Consider the following 20,542-nt stretch of genomic DNA (forward strand, 5'->3'; position numbering starts at 1 on the left):
CCGCACGCTTTCCTTCATTCGGGAGAAACCCATGACCATTCTGCCTGCGGCCGTGCGCGCCGCATCCCTCGTTTCCGCGCTGGCCGGTGCCGCCGTGTTTGCCCTGTCAGCGGGCGCCGCTCAGGCGGCCGCGACGCAGTATCCGCTGACGCTGGAAAATTGCGGCCGCAAGGTCACCTTCGAGAAGGCGCCGGAACGGGCTGTCTCGCTCGGCCAGAGCTCGACCGAAATCCTGTATCTCCTCGGCGTTGGCGAGCGCATGGTCGGCACGGCGGTCTGGATCGGCCCGGTGCTGTCGGGTTACGAGGATGCCAACGCCAAGGTTGAGCGCCTTGCCGACAACGATCCGAGCTTCGAGAGCGTCGTCGCCAAGAAGCCTGACCTCGTGACGGCGCAGTTCCAGTGGCATGTCGGTCCGGAGGGCATCGTCGCGACGCCAGAGCAGTTCGATGAACTGAAGATCCCGGTCTACACCTCGCCGGCCGATTGCATCGGCAAGGACAATTCCGGTGGTGGCGACGGGGTGCGCAAGACGGTCTTCACGATGGAGCTGATTTACAAGGAAATCAGCGAACTGGCGCAGATCTTTGATGTGCAGGATCAGGGCGAGAAAGTCATCGCCGACCTCAAGGCGCGCGAAGACGCGGCGCGCAAGAAGATCGCTTCGGCGGATGGCAAGCTTTCCGCCGTCTTCTGGTTCTCCAGCGCCGAACTCGACATCGACCCCTATGTCGCCGGGCGCAACGGCGCGCCGGGCTACATTATGTCGGCGCTCGGCATCCGCAATGTCATCGAGAGCGACGAGGAATGGCCGACGGTCGGCTGGGAAACCGTCGCCAAGGCCGATCCGAGCATCATCGTTGCCGGCAAGATGGAGCGCCGCCGCTTCCCTGCCGATGACGTCGCGGTCAAGCACACGTTTCTCAAGGAAGATCCCGTCGCCAGCCTGATGCCGGCCGTGAAGAACGGCCATGTCGTCGATATGGACGCCCAGGCGATGAACCCGACGATCCGCACGATCGAGGGCATCGAGGTGCTTGCCGACGCCATCGAGAAGGCTGGCCTCGCGAAGTGACGGCTGATCGCCCCATCCTGCTGCGCACGGGTGTCGCTCTTGCGGCGCTCGTGCTGCTTGTCGCCGCGCTCGGGGTGGGCGCGGCGGTGGGCGAGACTGCCATTCCGCTCGACGTCGTGGCAAAGACCGTGGCGAACCGCCTCTGGCAGGCGGGGCACGCCATCGAGCCGATAGACGAGGGCATCGTCTGGAACTACCGGCTGAGCCGCGCCGTGGTTGCGGCCTGCTGCGGGTCGGCGCTCGCGATCTGCGGCGTGATCCTGCAGTCGCTGCTGCGCAACGCGCTGGCCGATCCCTACATTCTCGGCATTTCCGCCGGTGCCTCCACGGGCGCTGTCGCGGTGGCGATCCTCGGCATCGGCGCCGGTATCCTGACACTGCCGATCGGTGCCTTTATCGGGGCGCTCGTCGCCTTCGGTCTCGTCAGCGCGCTGGCGGTTCGCGCAGGCCGCGGTACGGGGGCGATCATCCTTGCAGGGGTCGCCGGTTCGCAGCTCTTCAATGCGCTGACCTCCTTCATCGTCACCAAGGCGGCCAATGCGGAACAGGCACGCGGCATCATGTTCTGGCTGCTCGGCAATCTCTCGGGCGTGCGCTGGCCGGATGTCTGGCTGGCGCTGCCGGTTGCGCTTCTCGGGCTTGTCGTGTGCCTCTGGCATGCGCGCGCGCTCGATGCCTTCACCTTCGGCACGGAATCTGCGGCCTCGCTCGGCATTCCGGTGCGCCGGGTCTATGTCGTGCTGATTGCCGTCTCGGCACTGATGACCGCCGTCATGGTCTCCATCGTCGGGTCGATCGGTTTCGTCGGCCTCGTCATTCCCCATGCCGCGCGCATGGTCGTCGGTGTCCGCCACGGGTTGCTGCTGCCGGCATCGGCGCTGATCGGCGCGATCTTCATGATTGCCGCGGACGTGCTGTCGCGGGTCATCATTCCCGGCCAGGTGCTGCCCATCGGCGTCATCACCGCGCTGTTCGGCGCGCCGGCCTTCGCGCTCATCCTCAGCCAAAGGAGATCGGCCCTGTGACCCTTTCGGCAAAAGGTCTTTGCTGGTCGGCCGGCGGCACGACCATCCTCACCGACGTCTCGCTCGACGTGCGTCCCGGCGAATTTCTCGGCATCATCGGACCCAATGGTTCGGGCAAGACCAGCCTGATGGCGTTGATGGCGGGCATCCGCAAGCCGCAGGCGGGTCTGGTAACGCTTGAGGGCTCGCCGCTTTCGGCCCACGGCCGGCAAGCCATAGCCCGCCGCATCGCCTTCGTCGAGCAGCAGGCGGAGACGACCGAGCGTATCACTGCGCGCCAGGCGGTCGAACTCGGCCGCACGCCGCATCTCGGCGCGCTGACGCCCTGGTCGCGGGCGGATGATGCCATCGTCGACAGGGCGCTGGAGGAGGTCGACATGGCGCACTTTGCCGGCCGGCTGTGGCACACGCTTTCCGGCGGCGAGCGACAGCGGCTGCACATCGCCCGCGCGCTCGCCCAGCAGGCGCCGATCCTCCTGCTCGACGAGCCGACCAACCATCTCGACATCGGCCACCAGATCGGCCTGCTCCAGCTGGTGCGCGAACAGGATCTGACCGTCGTTGCCGCATTGCACGACCTCAATCACGCGGCCATGTTCTGCGACCGCATCGCCGTCATGCAGGGCGGCCGCATCGTCGCGCTCGGTACACCTGCAAAGGTGCTGGAGCCGCAGCGCCTGCACGATGTCTTCGGCGTCACCGTGGATGTCGAGCGCGACAGCGCCGGCGGCTGCTTCATTCGCTATCGCCGGCCAGAGCCCCGGCCTGCCAAACTCAAGCTCGTTGCAGAGGCAAGATGAAAACCCGTTTCCTCCTGGCTGCGGCCATCGCCGTACTTCTCCAAGCCGCCCCCGTCGCCGCTGAAACCTTCCGGGTCGAGATGCGCAATCGCGGCGAAAAGGGCTCCATGGTTTTCGAACCGGATTTCCTGGCGATCAAGCCGGGGGACAGCGTCAAGTTCATCGCCACCCACAAGAGCCACAACGCCGCCAGCATCGACGGCATGGTTCCGCAGGGATATGCCGGCTTCAAGGGCAAGATCAACGAGGAGATCGAGGTCACCTTTGATGCCCCCGGTTTCTACGGCATCAAATGCTCGCCGCATTTCGGCATGGGCATGGTCATGCTGGTGAAGGTTGGCGAGGCGGAACTGACGGAGGCGATCCGCACGGTCGAGGTGCCGGCCCGCGCCCGGCCGCGCTTCGACGACATCTTTGCCCGTATCGATGCGGGCGAGGGGCAGTGATGCACGGCACACGCGGCAACAGTCATCTCAAGGAAGACATTCGCGACTACTGGTCGCGCCGCTCCGAGACCTTCGATCTCGCCTTCGGCCACCGCATTCCCGAAGGACCGGAGTTCGAGGCCTGGGCGGCGGCGATCCGCGAAAATCTCGGTCCGGAGCCACGCCGCGTATTGGAGCTTGCTTGCGGTACAGGTGAGGTGACACGTCTGCTGCTTTCCCTCGGCCATGAGGTGACGGCGCTCGACTTTTCCGAGGCGATGCTGAAGGTCGCACGGAAGAAACATGCCGGTGCCAAGGGCGTGCGTTTCCTGCTCGCGGATGCGGAAAACCCGATGGAGTCGGACGAGAGCTATGACGCGATCGTCTGCCGCCATCTGGTCTGGACGCTGACGACGCCGGTCGAGGCTTTTTCCGAATGGCACCGCATGTTGAGGCCGGGCGGCATCCTTCTGTTCTTCGACGGCGACTGGGCAGCACCGACCCGGCTCGGCAGGCTGGCGGGCCGGGCCATCGCCCTGCTCGACAAGGTCATCGGCGCCGATCCGCACTATGACGGCGCGATGAGCGCGCGCCATGTCGATATCATGGGCCGGCTGCCCTTTGGCGACGGGCTTACCGTTGAACGCGTCCAGCCGCTTCTGGCGGCGGTGGGGTTCCGCGATATCAAGATCGGCTCACATGGCCCGATCGCGAGGGCGCAGCGGCGCACGGCGGATCTGCGCAACAGGCTGCGCACACTGCTTTACCGCCGTTTCATTCTCTGCTGCCGGAAGTAACTCCGTCGGTTTCCGGCTCCACGGTCAGCTTGACGCGGTCGGCGGCAAAACGCGTGCGGGAGAACTGGACCGGAACGCCGTCAAGATCGGTGTTGACGGCCGTCGCCACAAGAATGATCGCCCCCGGTGAGAGCTTCAGGTGGCGGATGTCGTCGCCTTCGGCATGGATGGCGGATATTTCGGTCGAGCGGCGCACATAGTCGGACACACCTAGCTCCTGGAACGCAGCGGTGATGGAGCGTGTCCTTTCGTAGACGGTGTCGATCCCGCTGAAACGGTCCGCGGGGAAATAATGCGTGCCGCAGGAGATGGGCCGCCTGTCGGCGCTGTTCACGGTTTCGAGCCGCACGCAGGGCGCGCCGGCTGCAAGGCCGAGCGCCACGGCAACGGCGGCGGTCGCTGGCTCCGTCGCCGCCGCCAGTAACTGGCCTTCCAGATTGCGCGTCTGATTTCCGAGACCCTGCGAAAATCGGGTACGGCGGGAGATCGGGAAGCGCAGCCGGTCGCGCCGCTCGATGCGCGTGCCGATGCCCTGGATGGGGCGCACGATGCCTTCCTCTGCCAGTGCCGCCATGGCGCTGCGCACCGTGTGGCGGTTCACGCCGAAGCGGGCGGCGAGCGTGATTTCCGGCGGCATCATGCCGGTTTCGTCGAAATCGCCATTGTTGATCGCAAGGCGCATGCGGTCGGCGATTTGCCGCCAGAGCGCCACGCCCGATTGTCGTTCCACCATTTTCGCCCCCGCGAAACCCTCTGTCACACCCTTGTCATCCCGGCCCTTTAAGACGAGACTTAGATGTTCGGTTGTCTAGATTAATAGACATTTGGAGAGAAGGCAATGACATCAGTTCAGAAATCTGCCGCAAGCGCGGGGGACGGCCGGCAGAGGGCCATGGGTCTCTTGGCGAAGGCGAGCCGGGCCGAGTTGCAGGCGGCTTTTGACGCGCTGGCGGAACAGCCCGCCGTACAGCCGGTGCGCGGGCCGGAAACGGGCCTCGTCATGATCCGCGGCCGCATCGGCGGCGGCGGTGCGCCGTTCAATCTCGGCGAGGCGACGGTGAGCCGCGCCAGCATCCGCCTTCAGGACGGCACGGTCGGCCACGGCCAGGCGCTCGGCACGGACGGCGCCAAGGCGCGGCTTGCGGCGATCTTCGATGCGCTCTTCCAGCAGCCGGCCCACCAGGCTGAGGTGGCGGCGCTGCTCGAAACCATCGCCGCGCGCATTGCCGGCGAGGACGCCGAAAAGGCCCGCCAGACGGCCGCCACGCGCGTCGATTTCTTCACCATGGTTCGCGGAGAGGACTGATGACATTGGATACGCTCGCTTTTGCCGGCGGTTTTGAGGAGCCGGTGTTCGAGGCCCAGGCCGTTTTCCGCACGCTGATGGACTGCATGGCTCGCCCGGGCACGATCGGCGATGTCGCGGCCTCGGTCCTGCCGCCCGCGCCGCTGAATGCGACGGCCGGCGCGGTCGCGCTGACGCTGTGCGACCATGACACCGCTGTCTGGCTGACCCCGGCGCTCGCCAATTCCGCGCTGCCCGGCTGGCTCGCCTTCAATGCCGGCGCGACCGTCACCGAGGAGCGCCAGGACGCCCGCTTCGCCTTCATCGAGAAGGGCGCGATGCTGCCGAACCTCTGCCTCTTCGCGCAGGGCACGCAGGAATACCCCGATCGTTCGACGACACTCGTCGTCGAGATCGACGCCTTCGAGGGCGGCCGGCCGTTGACGCTGAAGGGACCGGGCATCCGCATGGAAGAAGAGATCGCCCCCGTCGGACTGCCGGACATGTTCCCGCATTTCTGGTCGGAAAACCGCCAAAAATTTCCGCGCGGCGTCGATCTGATCCTCGTTGCTGGCTCAAGCATCCTCTGCCTGCCGCGCACCACCGTCGTCAGCGTGAAGGAGGCATAGACCATGTATGTTGCCGTCAAGGGTGGCGAAGCCGCCATCTCCAACGCCCACCGCCTTCTCGCCGATCGCCGCCGCGGCGACCGTTCGCTGCCGGCCATCGGTATCGAGCAGATCGTCGCCCAGCTTGGCCTTGCCGTCGACCGCGTGATGGCGGAAGCCTCGCTCTACGACCGCGCGCTTGCCGCGCTTGCCGTCCGGCAGGCCCGCGGCGACATGATCGAGGCGATTTTTATCCTGCGCGCCTACCGCACGACTTTGCCGCGCTTCGGCTATTCGAAGCCTGTCGAGACGGGCGACATGTGCGTCGAGCGCCGCGTCTCGGCGACCTACAAGGACCTGCCGGGCGGCCAGCTTCTCGGGCCGACCTTCGACTATACGCACCGCTTGCTCGACCCGTCGCTGCTGAACGACGAAGCGGTGGATGTGCCGCTGGAGCGCGAGGAGGCCGGCGAGCCGGTCATGCGCGTTTCCGACATTCTCGCCGGCGAGGGCCTTGTCGAGGATGACGGCAGCCTGCCGGACGGTCATGTCGCTGGCGACCTGACGCGCGAGCCGCTGGAATTCCCGATGGCGCGGGACCTGCGATTGCAGGCGCTCGCCCGCGGCGACGAGGGCTTTTTGCTGGCGCTCGGCTATTCCACGCAGCGCGGCTATGCCCGCACCCATCCCTTTGTCGGCGAGGTGCGCATCGGCGAGGTCGAGGTGGAGCTGGACATGCCGGAACTCGGCTTTGCCGTCTCGCTCGGCCGCATCCAGGTGACGGAGTGCCAGATGATCGCCCAGTTCAAGGGATCGGCGAAGAACCCGCCGCAGTTCACCCGCGGCTATGGCCTCGTCTTCGGCCAGAGCGAGCGCAAGGCCATGGCGATGTCGCTGGTCGACCGGGCGCTGCGCGCGGAGGAATTCGGCGAGGACATCGTCGCGCCGGCGCAGGACGAGGAATTCGTCATCTCCCATTCCGACAACGTGCAGGCGACCGGCTTCGTCGAGCACCTGAAACTCCCGCATTACGTGGATTTCCAGGCCGAACTCGATCTCGTTCGCCGCATGCGGCGCGAATACGAGGCCGCGCAAAACATCGATCTTCCGGAGGCCGCAGAATGAGCACGGCAGACCTCGCAACCTACAATTTCGCCTATCTCGACGAACAGACCAAACGCATGATCCGCCGCGCGATCCTGAAGGCGATCGCCATTCCCGGCTACCAGGTGCCCTTCGCCTCGCGCGAAATGCCGATGCCCTACGGCTGGGGCACCGGCGGCGTGCAGGTGACGGCGGCGATCCTCGGGCCGAAGGACGTGCTGAAGGTCATCGACCAGGGGGCGGACGATACCACCAACGCCGTCTCCATCCGTGCCTTCTTCCAGAAGGTCGCCAATGTGGCGGTCACGACCAAGACGCGCGAAGCGACGATCATCCAGACGCGCCACCGCATTCCCGAGGAGAAGCTGACGGCCGGCCAGACGCTGGTCTACCAGGTGCCGATCCCGGAACCCCTGCGCTTCCTCGAACCGCGCGAGACCGAGACGCGCAAGATGCATGCGCTGGAAGAATACGGCCTCATGCACGTAAAACTCTACGAGGACATCGCCCGCAACGACCATATCGCCACGACCTATGCCTATCCGGTCAAGGTCGAGGGCCGCTACGTGATGGATCCGTCGCCGACCCCGAAATTCGACAATCCGAAGATGCACATGTCGGAGGCGCTCCAGCTTTTTGGCGCGGGCCGCGAAAAGCGCATCTACGCCGTGCCACCCTATACCGAGGTCGTCAGCCTCGATTTCGAGGACCATCCCTTCGAGATCCAGACCTTCGACAAGCCCTGCGCGCTGTGCGGCGCGGAAAATGTCTATCTCGACGAGGTGGTGCTCGACGACAGGGGCGGGCGGATGTTCGTCTGCTCGGACACCGACCATTGCGAAGAACGCTGCGCAGGCGGCCATCGCGGCCATCTGGCTTACAACAAGGAGGCTGCCGAATGACCGACACGCCGCTTCTCAAAGTCCGCGACATCTCGAAATTCTACGGCGCGCGTATCGGCTGCCAGAATGTCTCCTTCGATCTCTGGCCGGGCGAAGTCCTGGCGATCGTCGGCGAATCCGGCTCCGGCAAGACGACGTTGCTCAACTGCCTCGCCACCCGCCTGATGCCGACATCGGGCGCCGTCGAATACCGCATGCGTGACGGCCAGATGCGCGACCTCTCCCGCATGAGCGAGGCGGAACGCCGCTTCCTGATGCGCACGGACTGGGGTTTCGTGCACCAGAACCCGGCCGATGGCCTGCGCATGGCTGTGTCGGCCGGCGCCAATGTCGGCGAGCGGCTGATGGCCGTCGGCGAACGCCACTACGGCAATATCCGCGAGACGGCGGGCACCTGGCTCGGCCGCGTCGAGATCAGCGTCGACCGTATCGACGACCAGCCGCGCGCCTTCTCCGGCGGCATGCGCCAGCGCCTGCAGATCGCCCGCAACCTCGTCACCTCGCCGCGCCTCATCTTCATGGACGAACCGACCGGCGGTCTCGACGTCTCGGTGCAGGCGCGCCTGCTCGATCTCCTGCGCGGCCTCGTGCAGGACCTCGGCCTCTCGGCGATTATCGTCACGCACGACCTCGCCGTCGCGCGCCTCCTCTCGCACCGCATGATGGTGATGAAGGATGGCGTCGTCATCGAACAGGGGCTGACCGACCGCGTGCTCGACGATCCGCGCGAAGCCTATACGCAGCTCCTCGTCTCCTCGATCCTCCAGGTGTAACCATGGCCACACCCCTCGTTGTTTCCGAAGTCGCGAAGAGCTTTACCATGCATCTTCGCGACGGCATTCGTCTGCCCGTGATGTCAAACGTCGCCTTCTCGGTGAAGGCGGGCGAATGCGTCGTATTGGGCGGCCCGTCCGGCATCGGCAAGAGTTCGCTCCTGAAGATGGTCTACGGCAACTATGCCGTCGACAGCGGCCAGATCCTGATCGAGCACGGCGGCCGCCTGCTCGACCTGGCGATCGCCGATCCGCGCACCATTCTTTCGGTGCGCCGGGCCACGCTCGGCTATGTCAGCCAGTTTCTGCGCACCGTGCCGCGCGTTGCGGCCGTCGATGTCGTCGCCGAGCCGCTCACCGCTCGCGGCGTCAATGCCGCCGAGGCGAAGGCGACGGCCGAAGCCATGCTGGCGCGGCTCAACCTGCCGCGCGAACTCTGGCAACTGCCGCCCGCCACCTTTTCCGGTGGCGAACAGCAGCGCGTCAACATCGCGCGCGGCTTCATTACCGATCACCGCATCCTGCTGCTCGACGAGCCGACCGCATCGCTCGATGCGAAGAACCGCGCCGTGGTCGTCGAGATGATCGCTGAGAAGAAGGCGGCCGGTGTCGCGCTCCTCGGTATCTTCCACGACGAAGACGTGCGCGAAAAGGTCGCCGACCGCATCGTCGACGTCTCCGCCTTCTCGCCACGAAAGGCCGCCGCATGACCCGCCTGTCCGAAACGCCGCTGATCCATCCGACTGCGGTCGTGTCCGACACGGTGCTCGGCCGCTACACGGAGATCGACGAGAACTGCCGCGTCAGCGAAGTCGAGATCGGCGATTATTCCTACATCATGAACGGCGGCTCCGTCTGGTGTGCGACGATCGGCAAGTTCGCCAACATCGCCGCCGCGGTGCGCATCAACGCGACGAACCACCCGATGTGGCGGGCGACGCTGCATCATTTCACCTACCGCGCCAACGATTACTGGCCGGATGCCGACCACGAAGCCGACTTCTTCGAATGGCGGCGCGGGCACCGCGTCGTCATCGGCCACGACGTCTGGATCGGTCATGGATCGACCATCCTGCCGGGTGTCACAGTCGGCAACGGTGCTGTCATAGGCTCCGGCGCGGTCGTCACAAAAGACGTCGAACCCTATACGGTCGTCGGCGGCGTCGCGGCGAAAGTCATCCGCGAACGTTTCCCCCGAAGCATTGCCGAACGCATGGAAAAACTCGCCTGGTGGGACTGGGATCATACCCGGCTGCGCACCGCTCTCGATGACTTTCGTAAACTTGACGCAGAAGCCTTTCTTGCCCGTCACGACGGGTGAGAAAGCGCTTGCCGATGCCGGAAATTCAGGCCTGTGGACTGTTATTTTTCCGACATGAAACTGACATTGCCCCTTCATCAACAGCGTTTAGAGCCAGTCCCGAAAGCGACAGGCCCGGCCTTTGGCCCAGCCTTGATCCGACACAGGACAAAAAGGGATCCACCATGTTTCGACTGAAGAATGTCACCCGCCGCTTTGGCGTGCGCGTAGCGGTCGACGATGTGACCTTCGATATTCCGCAGGGCCAGATGGTCGGCGTCATCGGCCGCTCCGGCGCCGGCAAGTCGACCATGCTGCGCATGATCAACCGCCTTGCCGATCCGAGCGAGGGCACGATCCATTTCAACGATGTGGAAGTCTCCGCGCTGCGCGGCGCGAGCTTGCGCAACTGGCAACGCGACTGCGCGATGATTTTTCAGCAGTTCAATCTCGTGCCGCGTCTCGACGTGCTCACCAACGTGCTGCTCGGTCGCCTCAACCACCGCCCGACGGTCATGAGCGTCCTCAATCTCTTCACCCGTGAGGAGCGCATCATGGCGATCGCAGCGCTCGAGCGCCTCGGCATCGAACAGACGGCGCTTCAGCCGGCCGGCACGCTCTCGGGCGGCCAGCAGCAGCGTGTGGCGATCGCAAGGGCGCTGATGCAGAACCCCAAGATGCTGCTTGCGGACGAACCGATCGCCTCGCTCGATCCGCTGAACGCAAAAATCGTCATGGATGCACTGCGCGACATCAACGAGCGCGAAGGCATTACCGTCATCACCAACCTGCACACGCTGGATACGGCGCGCGCCTATTGCGAACGCATTATCGGCATGTCCGGCGGCCGCGTCGTCTTCGATGGCCCGGCACGCGAGCTTGATGCCGATGCGGTGCGCACGATCTACGGCACCGGCGCCGACGGCGCGGAAATCGACGAAAGCATGACCTCGACGGCGATCCGCAATCCGGCCCGCCAGGATAATGCAAAGGAATCCGCCAGCCCGACACCGCTGGCACTGGCCGGCCTTTAAGCCGGCTGGGATCGAAGGGCCCGCGTGAAGGGCCATCATTTTTAAAGAGCCCCGGCGAAGCCGGTCAAACAGGAGAAAGACCATGCTGAAGAAAGCTCTTCTCGGCGCCGTCGCGCTCATCGCGCTCGCCGGCCACGTACAGGCTGAAGACCTCAAGGAATTCCGCGTCGGCATCATCGGCGGCGAGAACGAAGCCGACCGCCTGCGCAACTACCAGTGCCTCGGCGACCAGCTGAAGGCCGAACTCGGCTTCGAGAAGGTCTCGTTCTTCCCGGCTGCCGACTATGACGGTGTCATCCAGGGCCTGCTCGGTGGCACGCTCGACTATGCCGAACTCGGCGCTTCCGGCTTTGCCAAGATCTACCTTGCCAAGGCCGACGCCGTCGAGCCGATCCTGACGACCGTCCAGACCGACGGCTCGACCGGCTACCACTCGATCATGGTTGCCCGTAAGGACAGCGGCATCACCAAGCTCGAAGACCTGAAGGGCAAGAAGCTCGGTTTCGCCGATCCGGACTCGACCTCCGGCTACCTCGTGCCGCTCGTCACGCTGCCGGAAGCTATCGGCGGCCCGGTCAAGGAGTTTTTTGGTGAGACCGGCTTCGGCGGTGGTCACGAAAACCTCGTCCTCGAAGTCGTGAAGGGCACCTTCGATGCCGGCACGACCTTCGGTTCGGGCGTTGGCGAGTGGAAGGACGGCTACACGTCCGGCAACCTGCACAAGATGGTCGAGAAGGGCATTCTCGACATGAACGACCTCGTCGAACTCTGGAAATCGCCGCTGATCCCGAACGGCCCGATCGTCGTTCGCTCTTCCATGGACGGCGACATGAAGGCGAAGTTCAAGCAGTTCATGCTCGACCTGCCGAAGAAGGACGCGGCTTGCTTCGCCGCCGTCATGGGCGGTGACTTCACCTCCTTCACGGAAGTCAATGTCGACTTCTACAAGCCGATCATCGACGCCCGCAAGGCGACGATCGGCGGTTGATAGCCTCGATGTTTCCGGCGCCGGCTGGACAACCGGCCGGCGCTTTTTTGCTGATGCCATTACCCCACTCTCGACGCCATCCTCGGGCTTGACCCGAGGATCCATGCGGCACCTGCGGCCGTGGATGCTCGGGTCAAGCCCGAGCATGACGGAGGGGAGGTTTGCGGCACGTCATCAGCAGCCGGAATTGTGCACAGGGAACCGCAAGGCGGACTGACCATGGCCATGAACACGCTTCACGACGGCTTCAGCGAAAAGGGTGCGCTCATCGAGCGGCACTGGCAGGAGCTGAACGCCCGCCGCCGGCTCTATACCTGGCTCGGCCTTGCCATCCTCGTCATGGCGCTCACCGGCTCGCTCTGGTTCGCCAACGAGACGAATGCCGGAAAATTCTTCGATAGGCTGCCGCATTTCTTTGACTTCGTCGGCGATATGGTGCCGCGCGATGGCCTCGAGGTCTTTCGCGCGCTGTTCGACCTGCCGTCGCCCTACGATGACGGCAGTTTCAAGTACAACTATCCCGAAGGGCGGCTCTACATCACCGAGAGCCTCTATGTGCCGGAATATTTCCACAAGATGCTGGAGACGCTGAACATCGCGATCTTCTCCACCGTGATCGGCATGACCTTCGGCTTCCTGCTCTGCTTTCTGGCGGCAAAGAACCTTGTCGCCAACCGCCTGCTGCGCGGCTTCGTGCGCCGCTTCATGGAAATCCTGCGCGCCTTTCCGGAGGTCGTTCTCGCCGGCTTCTTCCTCGCCATCCTCTCGCTCGGCCCGCTGCCTGCCGTCATTGCCGTGTCGATCCACACGGTCGGGGCGCTTGGAAAACTCTTCTTTGAAGTGGTCGAGAATGCGGACATGAAGGCGGAGGAGGGGCTTCGCGCGGTCGGCGCAAGCTGGGTGGAGCGCGTCTGGTTCGGCATCGTGCCGCAGGTGCTTCCGAATTTCATGAGCTATTTCCTGCTGCGTTTGGAGATCAATGTGCGCGCCTCCACCATCATCGGTGCCGTCGGCGGCGGCGGCATCGGCGAATTGCTGCGCCTGTCCATCGGTCAGGGACATCAGGCCAAGACACTTGCCATCGTGCTGCTGCTGCTCATCACAATCATTGCCGTCGATCAGTTCTCCGCCTGGCTGCGCCGCAAGCTCGTCGGCGACCAGGCCTTCCGGCTGGCTCAATAGGAGAGTGCCATGACGACCCTCAATCCCGCACAGATGGATGAGATCGCGGCACGTCATCCCGCCGTCTTCCACCGCTCGTTCTGGCAGCGCTTTCGCGTTGCCATCATCGCCGGCGGCTTCGTGCTCTATGCGCTGTATTGCTGGTGGTTCTTTGCCATCGGCCATGTGCTCGGCACCGCCAACTGGAACATCGCCGGCACTTATCTCGCAGACTGGGTCTCCTACGAGGTGCGCCCTGAAGTGACCATCGACGCCGATGGTGCGATGAAGCTCACCTATCCACGTTTCTCGCCGCTCGGCCCGAATGCCGAGCCCGACTGGGTCGAGATCGAACGCGGCACGATGATCCGCACCACGCCCGCCGCAGGCAGCGCGACGACGACGGAAAAGAAACCCGCCTCGATGGGCTTCATGGGAAGCGGCGGCGCTGTCGGTGGTTCTGCTGCGGCCGCGGAAGCTCTGGCGAGCGCGACGACCCGCGAAGAGGAGGTCGTCAAGCGCGCGAAAATCATGCTGAATTCCTCGACGAGCGTCGAAGTTGTTCCTGATCGCGTGACCGTACAGCATTCCGGCGAGACGATGGTCGTCGATCTCTCGGGCGAGGGGGCCAAGGTCGAAGGTGGGCTGCCGGCCTGGGCGACCCAGAAGGCGCCGGGCGAAAAGATCACGCTCGCCTTCGGTGTTGCCGGCTGGGGCGAGATCGAGGCTGATGATATCTCGATCCGCAAGCGCTTCTTCGGCTGGGCCAATTTCCTGTTCGACACCAACTCGCCGTTCCACGGCAGGTCGACCTCCGAGGTTTTCTCGCTGATGACGTCAGGCGATCGCGTCGACCCGAAGCAGTCGAACCTCTCGCTCGCCTGGAACAACATTCTCTACAATGCGGAATGGCAGCACCTCGATGTCTGGACGAAGCTGCTCCAGACCATCGTCATGGCCTTTGTCGGCACGCTCTTCGCCATGCTGCTCGCCTTTCCGCTCGCTTTCCTTGCCGCACGCAACATTACGCGCAGCTGGATTTCCAACCAGGTGACGAAACGCCTCTTCGACTTCCTGCGTTCGGTCGACATGCTTATCTGGGCGCTGTTCTTCACCCGCGCCTTCGGTCCGGGACCGCTTGCCGGCATGTCGGCGATCTTCTTCACGGATACGGGCACGCTGGGCAAACTCTACTCCGAGGCGCTGGAGAATATCGACGACAAGCAGCGCGAGGGCGTCAAATCCGTCGGCGCGGCGCCGGTCGCCGTGCAACGCTATGGCGTGCTGCCGCAGGTCATGCCGCTCTTTGCGTCACAGGCGCTTTACTTCTGGGAATCCAACACCCGTTCTGCCACGATCATCGGCGCCGTCGGCGCTGGCGGTATCGGCCTCAAGCTCTGGGAAGCGATGCGCACGAATTCCGATTGGGAGAACGTCGCCTATATGGTGCTGCTGATCCTGATCGTCGTTTTCGTCTTTGACGGCATTTCGAATGCACTGCGGTCGCGCCTGATGGGCAAGCCGGCGCATTGAGCGTGAAAGAGCCGGTGTGGCGGCATGATGCTGCCACACGAATCCCTTCAAGTTCCGACGCCGCCGGACCGGCGGCGTTGAATGACTGAAACAGGAATGAGCCATTGCGTTACGCCCTCTATTTCACCCCGTCCGCAAGCGACCCGCTGACCCTCGCCGCCCAGCGCTGGCTGGGGCGCAATGCGTTTACGGGTACCGCGCTGGAGCAGCCGGTCGTGAACGGCCTCGACGCGGCTGCGCAGGCCGGCCTGACCGCCGATCCGCGCCGTTATGGTTTCCATGCCACCTTGAAGGCACCGTTCGCGCTTGCCGAAGGTCGCAGCGAGGCGGAGCTTCTGGCTGAAATCGGCCGTTTTGCTGCGGAGGTGGAGCCTTTCGAGATTCCGCAGGCCGTCGTGGGGCGTCTCGGTTCCTTCTTCGCGCTGGTGCCTGGCGATCATTGCGAACCGCTTCAGGCCTTTGCCGGCGAGGTGGTGCGCCGCTTCGAACGGTTTCGTGCGCCGCTCACCTCCGCCGATATCGCCCGCCGAAAGCCGGACGAACTTACCGCCGAAGAGCGCCAGAATCTCGTACAATGGGGCTATCCCTATGTCTTCGAAACGTTCCGCTTTCACATGACGCTGACGGGGCGTGTTCCCGTGGAGCGCCGCGCTGCCGTCGAGGCTGCGCTGCTGACGCATTTCTCCGATTTCCATGAACGCCCGCTGGCGATCGAGGGCCTTGCGCTCTTCAGGGAGCCTTCGCGCGGCGCCGATTTCACCGTTCATTCGCTCTTCCCGCTTGCCGCGGGAGCCAACAGAAAGACTGCCTGACATGACCCGCGAAACCGTTCTTTCCAATGCCCGTATCGTGCTTGAGGACCGGATCCTCGATGGCACGCTGGTGCTCCGCGATGGCCTGATCGCGGACCTTTCCGAAGGTGCCTCCACCGTCGGGGAGGACATGGAAGGCGACTTCCTGCTGCCCGGTCTCGTCGAGCTGCACACCGACCATCTCGAAGCTCATTATTCGCCGCGCCCCGGCGTGCGCTGGGGCCTGACGGCGGCGATCCAGGCGCATGACGCCCAGGTCGTCACCTCGGGCATCACCACCGTCTTCGACTGCCTGCGCATGGGTTCGGACGAGGACGGCGGCTTCGAAAAGGGCGAGATGCGTTCCATGGCGAATGCCATCGCCAAGGCGCAGGACGAGGATCGCCTGCGCGCCCAGCACCTCATCCACCTGCGCTGCGAAGTCTCGACCGACAACGTGCTCGACCACTATGAGGAGTTCGAGGACGATCCGCTCGTCCGCCTTGTCTCGCTGATGGACCACGCGCCCGGCCAGCGCCAGTTCCAGACGATGGAACAGTACATCCTCTACTACAAGAAGAAGCGCGGCCTGACGGACGCCGAGTTCGACGCATTCTGCAAGCGCCAGCAGGACCTGTCCGCCCGCTATGCCAAACCGCACCGCGACGCCATCGCCGCGTCCTGCGCCGCCCGTGACATCTCCGTCGCCAGCCACGACGACGCGACCCTCGAACATGTCGAGGAGGCGGTCGGCTATGGTATTCGCCTTGCCGAATTCCCGACGAGCTTCGATGCCGCCAAGGCCTCGCACGGCGCCGGTATGAGCGTTCTGATGGGTGCACCGAACATCGTCCGCGGCAAGTCGCATTCCGGCAATATCGCCGCCCGGGACCTTGCCACGATGGGCGTGCTCGACGTGCTCTCCTCCGACTACGTGCCCTTCAGCCTGATGCATGCGCCTTTCATTCTGGCCGACGAGGTCGAGGGCATCGACCTGCCGAGGGCGATCGCCATGGTCTCCTCCACGCCGGCCCGCACCGTCGGCCTCGATGATCGCGGCGCCATCGCAAGAGGCCTGCGGGCCGACCTCGTGCGCGTGCGCCGGCCCTCCGGTGTTCCGGTCGTGCGCTCGGTCTGGCGGCAGGGCAGGCGGGTCGCTTGACTATGGAGGCCGAAATCGTCTCGGCCCGGCCGCTGCCCGTTGCGGCCGGCACGATGGTCGTCGTTGTCGGCCCCAGCGGCGCGGGCAAGGACAGTGTCATGTCCTATGCCTCGCGGCATTTTGCCGGCGAACCGCGTCTCGGCTTCGTGCGCCGCGTCATCACACGCCCTCCGGATGCCGGCGGGGAGGCGCATGAGGCGGTCGATGCGGTGGGTTTTGCGGCCCGGGACGCGGCCGGAGATTTTGCGGTCTCCTGGGATGCGCACGGCCTTTCCTATGGTATTCCGCGGGAAACCTTTGGCCAGCTTGCGAGCGGCATGACGCTGATCGCCAATGGCAGCCGTTCGGCACTGCCAGCCTTCGCTGAGGTCTACGGGCGACTGAAGGTTGTGCTGATTACCGCGCGTGCGGATATTCTTGCCGCGCGCCTCGCCACCCGCGGCCGGGAAAGCGCTGAGGCCATCGCCCGGCGGCTCGACCGCGCGGCGCCCGAGATCGTCGTCGCCGCCGATACGGTGATCATCGACAACAGCGGTGCCTTGGAGGACGCGGGGGATACCCTCGTACGGCTGCTCACCTCCGCCCTGGCGCGAAGTGATTAGAGTTTGCCAGGGAAAAGTGGAATCCGGTTTTCCCGAAAAGACAAACGAAAACAAAGAACGCTGGATCAGCCCGTCTTCAGCGATTTGTAGGCGGCAAGCGCCCGTTCGCGGGCGCGGCCATGATCGACGATGGGCTTCGGATAGGTCTCGCCGAGACCGATGCCGGCCGCTTTCAGCGCGGCCTCGGGCGCGGCAAAGGGCTTGTGGATCCAGGCTGCGTCCAGGGTCTCCAGTTCCGGCACGAAACGGCGCACGTATGTGCCGTCGGGATCGAACTTTTCGCCCTGCAGGATGGGGTTGAAGATGCGGAAGAAGGGCGAAGCATCGGCGCCAGAGCCGGCCACCCATTGCCAGTTCGCCGCATTCGACGCCGCGTCGGCATCGACAAGCGTGTCGCGGAACCATTTTTCGCCGCGTCGCCAGTCGATCATCAGGTGCTTGATCAGGAAGGAGGCGGTGATCATGCGCACGCGATTGTGCATCCAGCCGTGCCGCCAGAGTTGGCGCATGCCGGCATCGACGATCGGATAACCCGTGAGGCCGCGTGTCCAGAGCATGAAGGCCTCTTCGCGTTCCTGCCAGGGGAAGGCGTCGAACTTATCGTTCCAGTTTTTTTCCGGGAGTGCGGGGAAGTGGAAGTGCAGGTGGTAGCAGAACTCCCGCCAGGCCAGTTCCTTGCGGAAGTGGACGAGATCGCCCGTTGGTGCGTCGAGGCCACGTGTTGCGTGCCAGATGCGGGCCGGGGAGATCTCGCCGAGCGCCAGATGGGGTGAGAGCATGGAGGTGGCGTCGAGCGCGGGGCGGTCGCGGTCGGCGCCATAGCCATCGATCGCGCCATCGACGAAGGTTTCGAGGTGCGCGCGCGCGGCTGCTTCGCCGGGTGTCCAGATTTCCCGGAACGGTGTGGCCCAATCGGGTTTTTCCGGTGTGAGATGCCAATCGTCCAGATGCTCTGATGCGACGGCTTCGGGAAGAGCGATCAAGCCGGCCGGCGGCTCGATCGCTTCATGCGGTTCGCCGGACCTCTCGAGAGCCTTCCAGAAGGGTGTGTAGACCCGGAAAGGCTTCTTTTCTCCGGTCAGGAGGCGGGTCGGATCGTGCAGAAGCTGGCCGGCGAAACTCGTGGCCGTAAGGCCGCGCGCCTTCAACGTGGCCTTGATCGCGCGGTCGATCGTCATGCCTGGCGGATCGTGCCGGCGGTTCCAGTGGATCGTGTCGGTGCCGGTCTCGGCAATCAGCGCATCGAGGACCACGTCGGCCGGTCCGCTGCGCAGGGTGAGCGGCGCACCAAGATCGGCCAGTCTGCCGGCAAGTGCGGCGAGGGAATGGTGCAGCCACCAGCGTTGGGCGGCGCCCAGTGGGCCGGTTCCGGCCTCGGCGGGCTCCAGGATATAGAGCGGCAGGATGGGGCGTCCGGTTTGCGCCGCGGCGGAAAGTGCCGCATTGTCGTCGATGCGCAGATCCCTGCGGAACCAGACGATGACCGGGGCTTGCTTCGTTGCCATCGGAGCCTCACGTCTTTTTTGGCAGGGGGCGTGTCAGGATGAAAAGGGCGCTTGCCGACAGCACGAGGCCCATGATGGCGGCGAGGAGAAGCGACGGCGCGGTGCGGTAGTAGAAAAAGCCGTAGCTTGCGATGATGAGACAGATCGCAATCGTCTTGGCGCGCGCCGAGATCGCTCCCTCGCGCCGCCAGTTCGCCAGCGGCGGGCCGAGGGTGCGGTGATTCAGCAGCCACTGCTCGAGACGCGGCGAGGAGCGGGAAAAACACCAGACCGCGACAAGCAGGAACGGCGTCGTCGGCAAAAGTGGCAGGAAGACGCCGACGATGCCGATCGCCGTCATCAGCATACCTGCCGCCATGTAGATCGATCGCACCGGGTATCCTCGCTTCAGCTCGCGTCGCCCGTTCACATAGAGCGTCGCGACCGCGTCTCCAAGGGTATTGATGCCGCAGGAGGATGAAACGGCCGAAAGGCAGGACACTGCCTGGTCAGAAGGAAGAACGGGCCGACGCGGCGAACGGAGAAAGAGCGCCGGCACGTCGCCGGCATTCCCTCAATCCGCCGCCGGATCTTGTCGCGATGATCAGGCTTCCGTCCCGTTCGCCGCGGCCTTGACGGATTTTGCTTTTGCGACGGCCTTGGCAGCAATCGGCTTTTCCGCCGCGGCTTCCGCCTTCTTGCGTGGCTTGGCGGCCTCGGACTTCTTCCCTTGCGCCTTCTTGGATATCTCGATCAGCGGCTTCCGTGTGCCGTCCGGCCTGGCTTCGGGGGCAAGCGCCACGCGCTCGAATTCGTCGCGCTCCTGCACCGCCTGTTCCCAATGGTCGCCATCATGGCCATGCGGCCGCCCCGCTTCTTCCCAGAGCGTATAGGCCCGCTTGCTGATCCATTCCCTTCGCGCATCCGTCATCGCTAATCCCCGTTCGAGAGTGAACTGACGCCGCACCGCCGATGTGTTGCCGAAAAAGGCTGACAGGATCGGGACACGGAACTCGCTGGATGACCGGAACGACATCGTCCGGCGGGTCCAGGTACCAGGTGCACCATGCGCTCCGGGCATCGTCGCCCCACGGGAGCAGGTCTGCCTCATGCGATTCGCCCGAAAAGAATGCGCCCAAAGCGGCAGGGCATCAAGCGGACAAGGGTGCGGCAGGATGACCGTTTTCCGACGCGAAAAGGAAAAGCATGCTGCCGGTTGCGGCAAATCGGCGTAATTTTGGAAAAGTTTCATGCTGGCGGGTGGACAGCGTCAATCCCGCCAACGTATTGTCCGGATGAGAGAATATTCAACGCGGGCGACGGAATCGAGAGGCAGGACGTTTGGCAGCATCAGGGCACCAGCATCGACCTTTTCGTCGGGCTTTTTGCCTCTTCTGCACTGCGCTTACCTGTCTTTTGTTGTTGATATCCACGCTCACAACGCCTTCCGCCGTCAGTGCCAGCTCGAAGATGCTTCGTTATGGCACGCAGAAGACTGCGGGTTACCCTTCGGCGCTTCCCGACATCGAATGCCGAAAGCGTGCCGTCGCCGGAAAAGTGACGTCGCTCGACAGCGCAGGGACCGATTTTACCTGCCTGCCGATCCGGGAAGCTTTCCGCCTGGAGGGCCTGGCCGCGGCGCTTGTCGTGGTCCTCAGGCCCGGTGCCGGCGTAGGGCGTTCGGAAATGCGCG

23 protein-coding genes are annotated in these 20,542 nt (G+C 64.5%); 19 read left to right on the forward strand and 4 right to left on the reverse strand.

Annotated elements, in window-relative coordinates:
* Positions 1-31: 31 nt before the first annotated feature.
* Genes K0P03_RS28175 through K0P03_RS28195 form a run of 5 tightly spaced genes read left to right on the forward strand, consistent with a single transcriptional unit; the run spans position 32 to position 4,122 of the window.
* On the forward strand, positions 32-1,075 hold the full coding sequence (locus K0P03_RS28175; protein ID WP_023516424.1) for an ABC transporter substrate-binding protein: 1,044 nt from the start codon (positions 32-34) through the stop codon (positions 1,073-1,075).
* The gene (locus K0P03_RS28180) at positions 1,072-2,100 is read left to right on the forward strand and encodes a FecCD family ABC transporter permease (protein WP_023516425.1); all 1,029 of its coding nucleotides are present in this window, start codon (positions 1,072-1,074) and stop codon (positions 2,098-2,100) included. Before K0P03_RS28175 ends, K0P03_RS28180 begins: the two co-directional genes overlap by 4 nt.
* Complete coding sequence (locus K0P03_RS28185) at positions 2,097-2,900, forward strand: ABC transporter ATP-binding protein (protein WP_272791315.1); 804 nt, start codon at positions 2,097-2,099, stop codon at positions 2,898-2,900. Before K0P03_RS28180 ends, K0P03_RS28185 begins: the two co-directional genes overlap by 4 nt.
* Positions 2,897-3,346 carry a pseudoazurin gene (locus K0P03_RS28190; protein ID WP_272791316.1) on the forward strand — a complete coding sequence of 150 codons (450 nt, stop codon included), beginning with the start codon at positions 2,897-2,899 and terminating at the stop codon, positions 3,344-3,346. The genes K0P03_RS28185 and K0P03_RS28190 overlap by 4 nt, the downstream gene beginning before the upstream one ends.
* Positions 3,346-4,122 carry a class I SAM-dependent methyltransferase gene (locus K0P03_RS28195; RefSeq protein WP_130514528.1) on the forward strand — a complete coding sequence of 259 codons (777 nt, stop codon included), beginning with the start codon at positions 3,346-3,348 and terminating at the stop codon, positions 4,120-4,122. The genes K0P03_RS28190 and K0P03_RS28195 overlap by 1 nt, the downstream gene beginning before the upstream one ends.
* Here K0P03_RS28195 and phnF read toward each other — a convergent pair.
* The gene (phnF, locus tag K0P03_RS28200; protein ID WP_130514529.1) at positions 4,100-4,855 is read right to left on the reverse strand and encodes a phosphonate metabolism transcriptional regulator PhnF; all 756 of its coding nucleotides are present in this window, start codon (positions 4,853-4,855) and stop codon (positions 4,100-4,102) included. The genes K0P03_RS28195 and phnF overlap by 23 nt on opposite strands.
* 105 nt (positions 4,856-4,960) lie before the next feature.
* Here phnF and phnG point away from each other — a divergent pair, with 105 nt between their 5' ends.
* The 14 genes from phnG to phnN all read left to right on the forward strand — a co-directional run bounded on the left by phnG (position 4,961) and on the right by phnN (position 17,365).
* Positions 4,961-5,428, forward strand: coding sequence for a phosphonate C-P lyase system protein PhnG (phnG, locus tag K0P03_RS28205; protein WP_130514530.1), 468 nt, complete (start codon positions 4,961-4,963; stop codon positions 5,426-5,428).
* Entirely contained in the window at positions 5,428-6,036 is a 609-nt protein-coding gene (gene phnH, locus K0P03_RS28210) for a phosphonate C-P lyase system protein PhnH (protein ID WP_272791317.1), read from the forward strand. The genes phnG and phnH overlap by 1 nt, the downstream gene beginning before the upstream one ends.
* Before the next feature lie 3 nt (positions 6,037-6,039).
* Complete coding sequence (locus K0P03_RS28215) at positions 6,040-7,140, forward strand: carbon-phosphorus lyase complex subunit PhnI (RefSeq protein WP_023514468.1); 1,101 nt, start codon at positions 6,040-6,042, stop codon at positions 7,138-7,140.
* The gene (locus K0P03_RS28220) at positions 7,137-8,021 is read left to right on the forward strand and encodes an alpha-D-ribose 1-methylphosphonate 5-phosphate C-P-lyase PhnJ (protein ID WP_272791318.1); all 885 of its coding nucleotides are present in this window, start codon (positions 7,137-7,139) and stop codon (positions 8,019-8,021) included. Before K0P03_RS28215 ends, K0P03_RS28220 begins: the two co-directional genes overlap by 4 nt.
* Positions 8,018-8,794 (forward strand): phosphonate C-P lyase system protein PhnK, encoded by a 777-nt coding sequence (phnK, locus tag K0P03_RS28225; protein ID WP_023514466.1) that lies wholly within the window; start codon positions 8,018-8,020, stop codon positions 8,792-8,794. Before K0P03_RS28220 ends, phnK begins: the two co-directional genes overlap by 4 nt.
* Positions 8,795-8,796: 2 nt before the next feature.
* The gene (gene phnL, locus K0P03_RS28230) at positions 8,797-9,504 is read left to right on the forward strand and encodes a phosphonate C-P lyase system protein PhnL (protein WP_023514465.1); all 708 of its coding nucleotides are present in this window, start codon (positions 8,797-8,799) and stop codon (positions 9,502-9,504) included.
* Positions 9,501-10,115 (forward strand): DapH/DapD/GlmU-related protein, encoded by a 615-nt coding sequence (locus K0P03_RS28235; RefSeq protein WP_272791319.1) that lies wholly within the window; start codon positions 9,501-9,503, stop codon positions 10,113-10,115. Before phnL ends, K0P03_RS28235 begins: the two co-directional genes overlap by 4 nt.
* A 164-nt stretch (positions 10,116-10,279) precedes the next feature.
* Positions 10,280-11,128: a phosphonate ABC transporter ATP-binding protein gene (gene phnC, locus K0P03_RS28240; RefSeq protein ID WP_023514463.1), complete on the forward strand. Its 849-nt coding sequence runs from the start codon at positions 10,280-10,282 to the stop codon at positions 11,126-11,128.
* A gap of 82 nt (positions 11,129-11,210) precedes the next feature.
* Complete coding sequence (phnD, locus tag K0P03_RS28245) at positions 11,211-12,116, forward strand: phosphonate ABC transporter substrate-binding protein (protein WP_023514462.1); 906 nt, start codon at positions 11,211-11,213, stop codon at positions 12,114-12,116.
* A 219-nt stretch (positions 12,117-12,335) separates the two neighbouring features.
* On the forward strand, positions 12,336-13,298 hold the full coding sequence (gene phnE, locus K0P03_RS28250) for a phosphonate ABC transporter, permease protein PhnE (protein ID WP_443020614.1): 963 nt from the start codon (positions 12,336-12,338) through the stop codon (positions 13,296-13,298).
* Positions 13,299-13,307: 9 nt separating this feature from the next.
* A complete protein-coding gene (gene phnE, locus K0P03_RS28255) occupies positions 13,308-14,810 on the forward strand; it encodes a phosphonate ABC transporter, permease protein PhnE (protein ID WP_272791320.1) in 1,503 nt (500 codons plus the stop codon).
* Between the two features lie 104 nt (positions 14,811-14,914).
* Positions 14,915-15,622, forward strand: coding sequence for a DUF1045 domain-containing protein (locus K0P03_RS28260; protein WP_272791321.1), 708 nt, complete (start codon positions 14,915-14,917; stop codon positions 15,620-15,622).
* Position 15,623: 1 nt separating this feature from the next.
* Positions 15,624-16,763 (forward strand): alpha-D-ribose 1-methylphosphonate 5-triphosphate diphosphatase, encoded by a 1,140-nt coding sequence (locus K0P03_RS28265; RefSeq protein WP_272791322.1) that lies wholly within the window; start codon positions 15,624-15,626, stop codon positions 16,761-16,763.
* 2 nt (positions 16,764-16,765) lie between these two features.
* Positions 16,766-17,365 (forward strand): phosphonate metabolism protein/1,5-bisphosphokinase (PRPP-forming) PhnN, encoded by a 600-nt coding sequence (gene phnN / locus K0P03_RS28270; RefSeq protein ID WP_272791403.1) that lies wholly within the window; start codon positions 16,766-16,768, stop codon positions 17,363-17,365.
* 65 nt (positions 17,366-17,430) lie between these two features.
* Here phnN and K0P03_RS28275 read toward each other — a convergent pair whose 3' ends face one another.
* From K0P03_RS28275 to K0P03_RS28285, 3 genes are all read right to left on the reverse strand, one after another.
* Positions 17,431-18,870, reverse strand: coding sequence for a cryptochrome/photolyase family protein (locus tag K0P03_RS28275; protein WP_272791323.1), 1,440 nt, complete (start codon positions 18,868-18,870; stop codon positions 17,431-17,433).
* Between the two features lie 7 nt (positions 18,871-18,877).
* Positions 18,878-19,243: a YbaN family protein gene (locus K0P03_RS28280; protein ID WP_023514455.1), complete on the reverse strand. Its 366-nt coding sequence runs from the start codon at positions 19,241-19,243 to the stop codon at positions 18,878-18,880.
* Between the two features lie 210 nt (positions 19,244-19,453).
* Positions 19,454-19,780, reverse strand: a complete 327-nt coding sequence (locus K0P03_RS28285; protein WP_082342498.1) for a DUF2934 domain-containing protein — start codon at positions 19,778-19,780, stop codon at positions 19,454-19,456.
* Positions 19,781-20,542 lie beyond the last annotated feature (762 nt).

Origin of the sequence: Shinella sp. HY16 (assembly GCF_028534175.1) — a bacterium.
GTDB lineage: Bacteria > Pseudomonadota > Alphaproteobacteria > Rhizobiales > Rhizobiaceae > Shinella.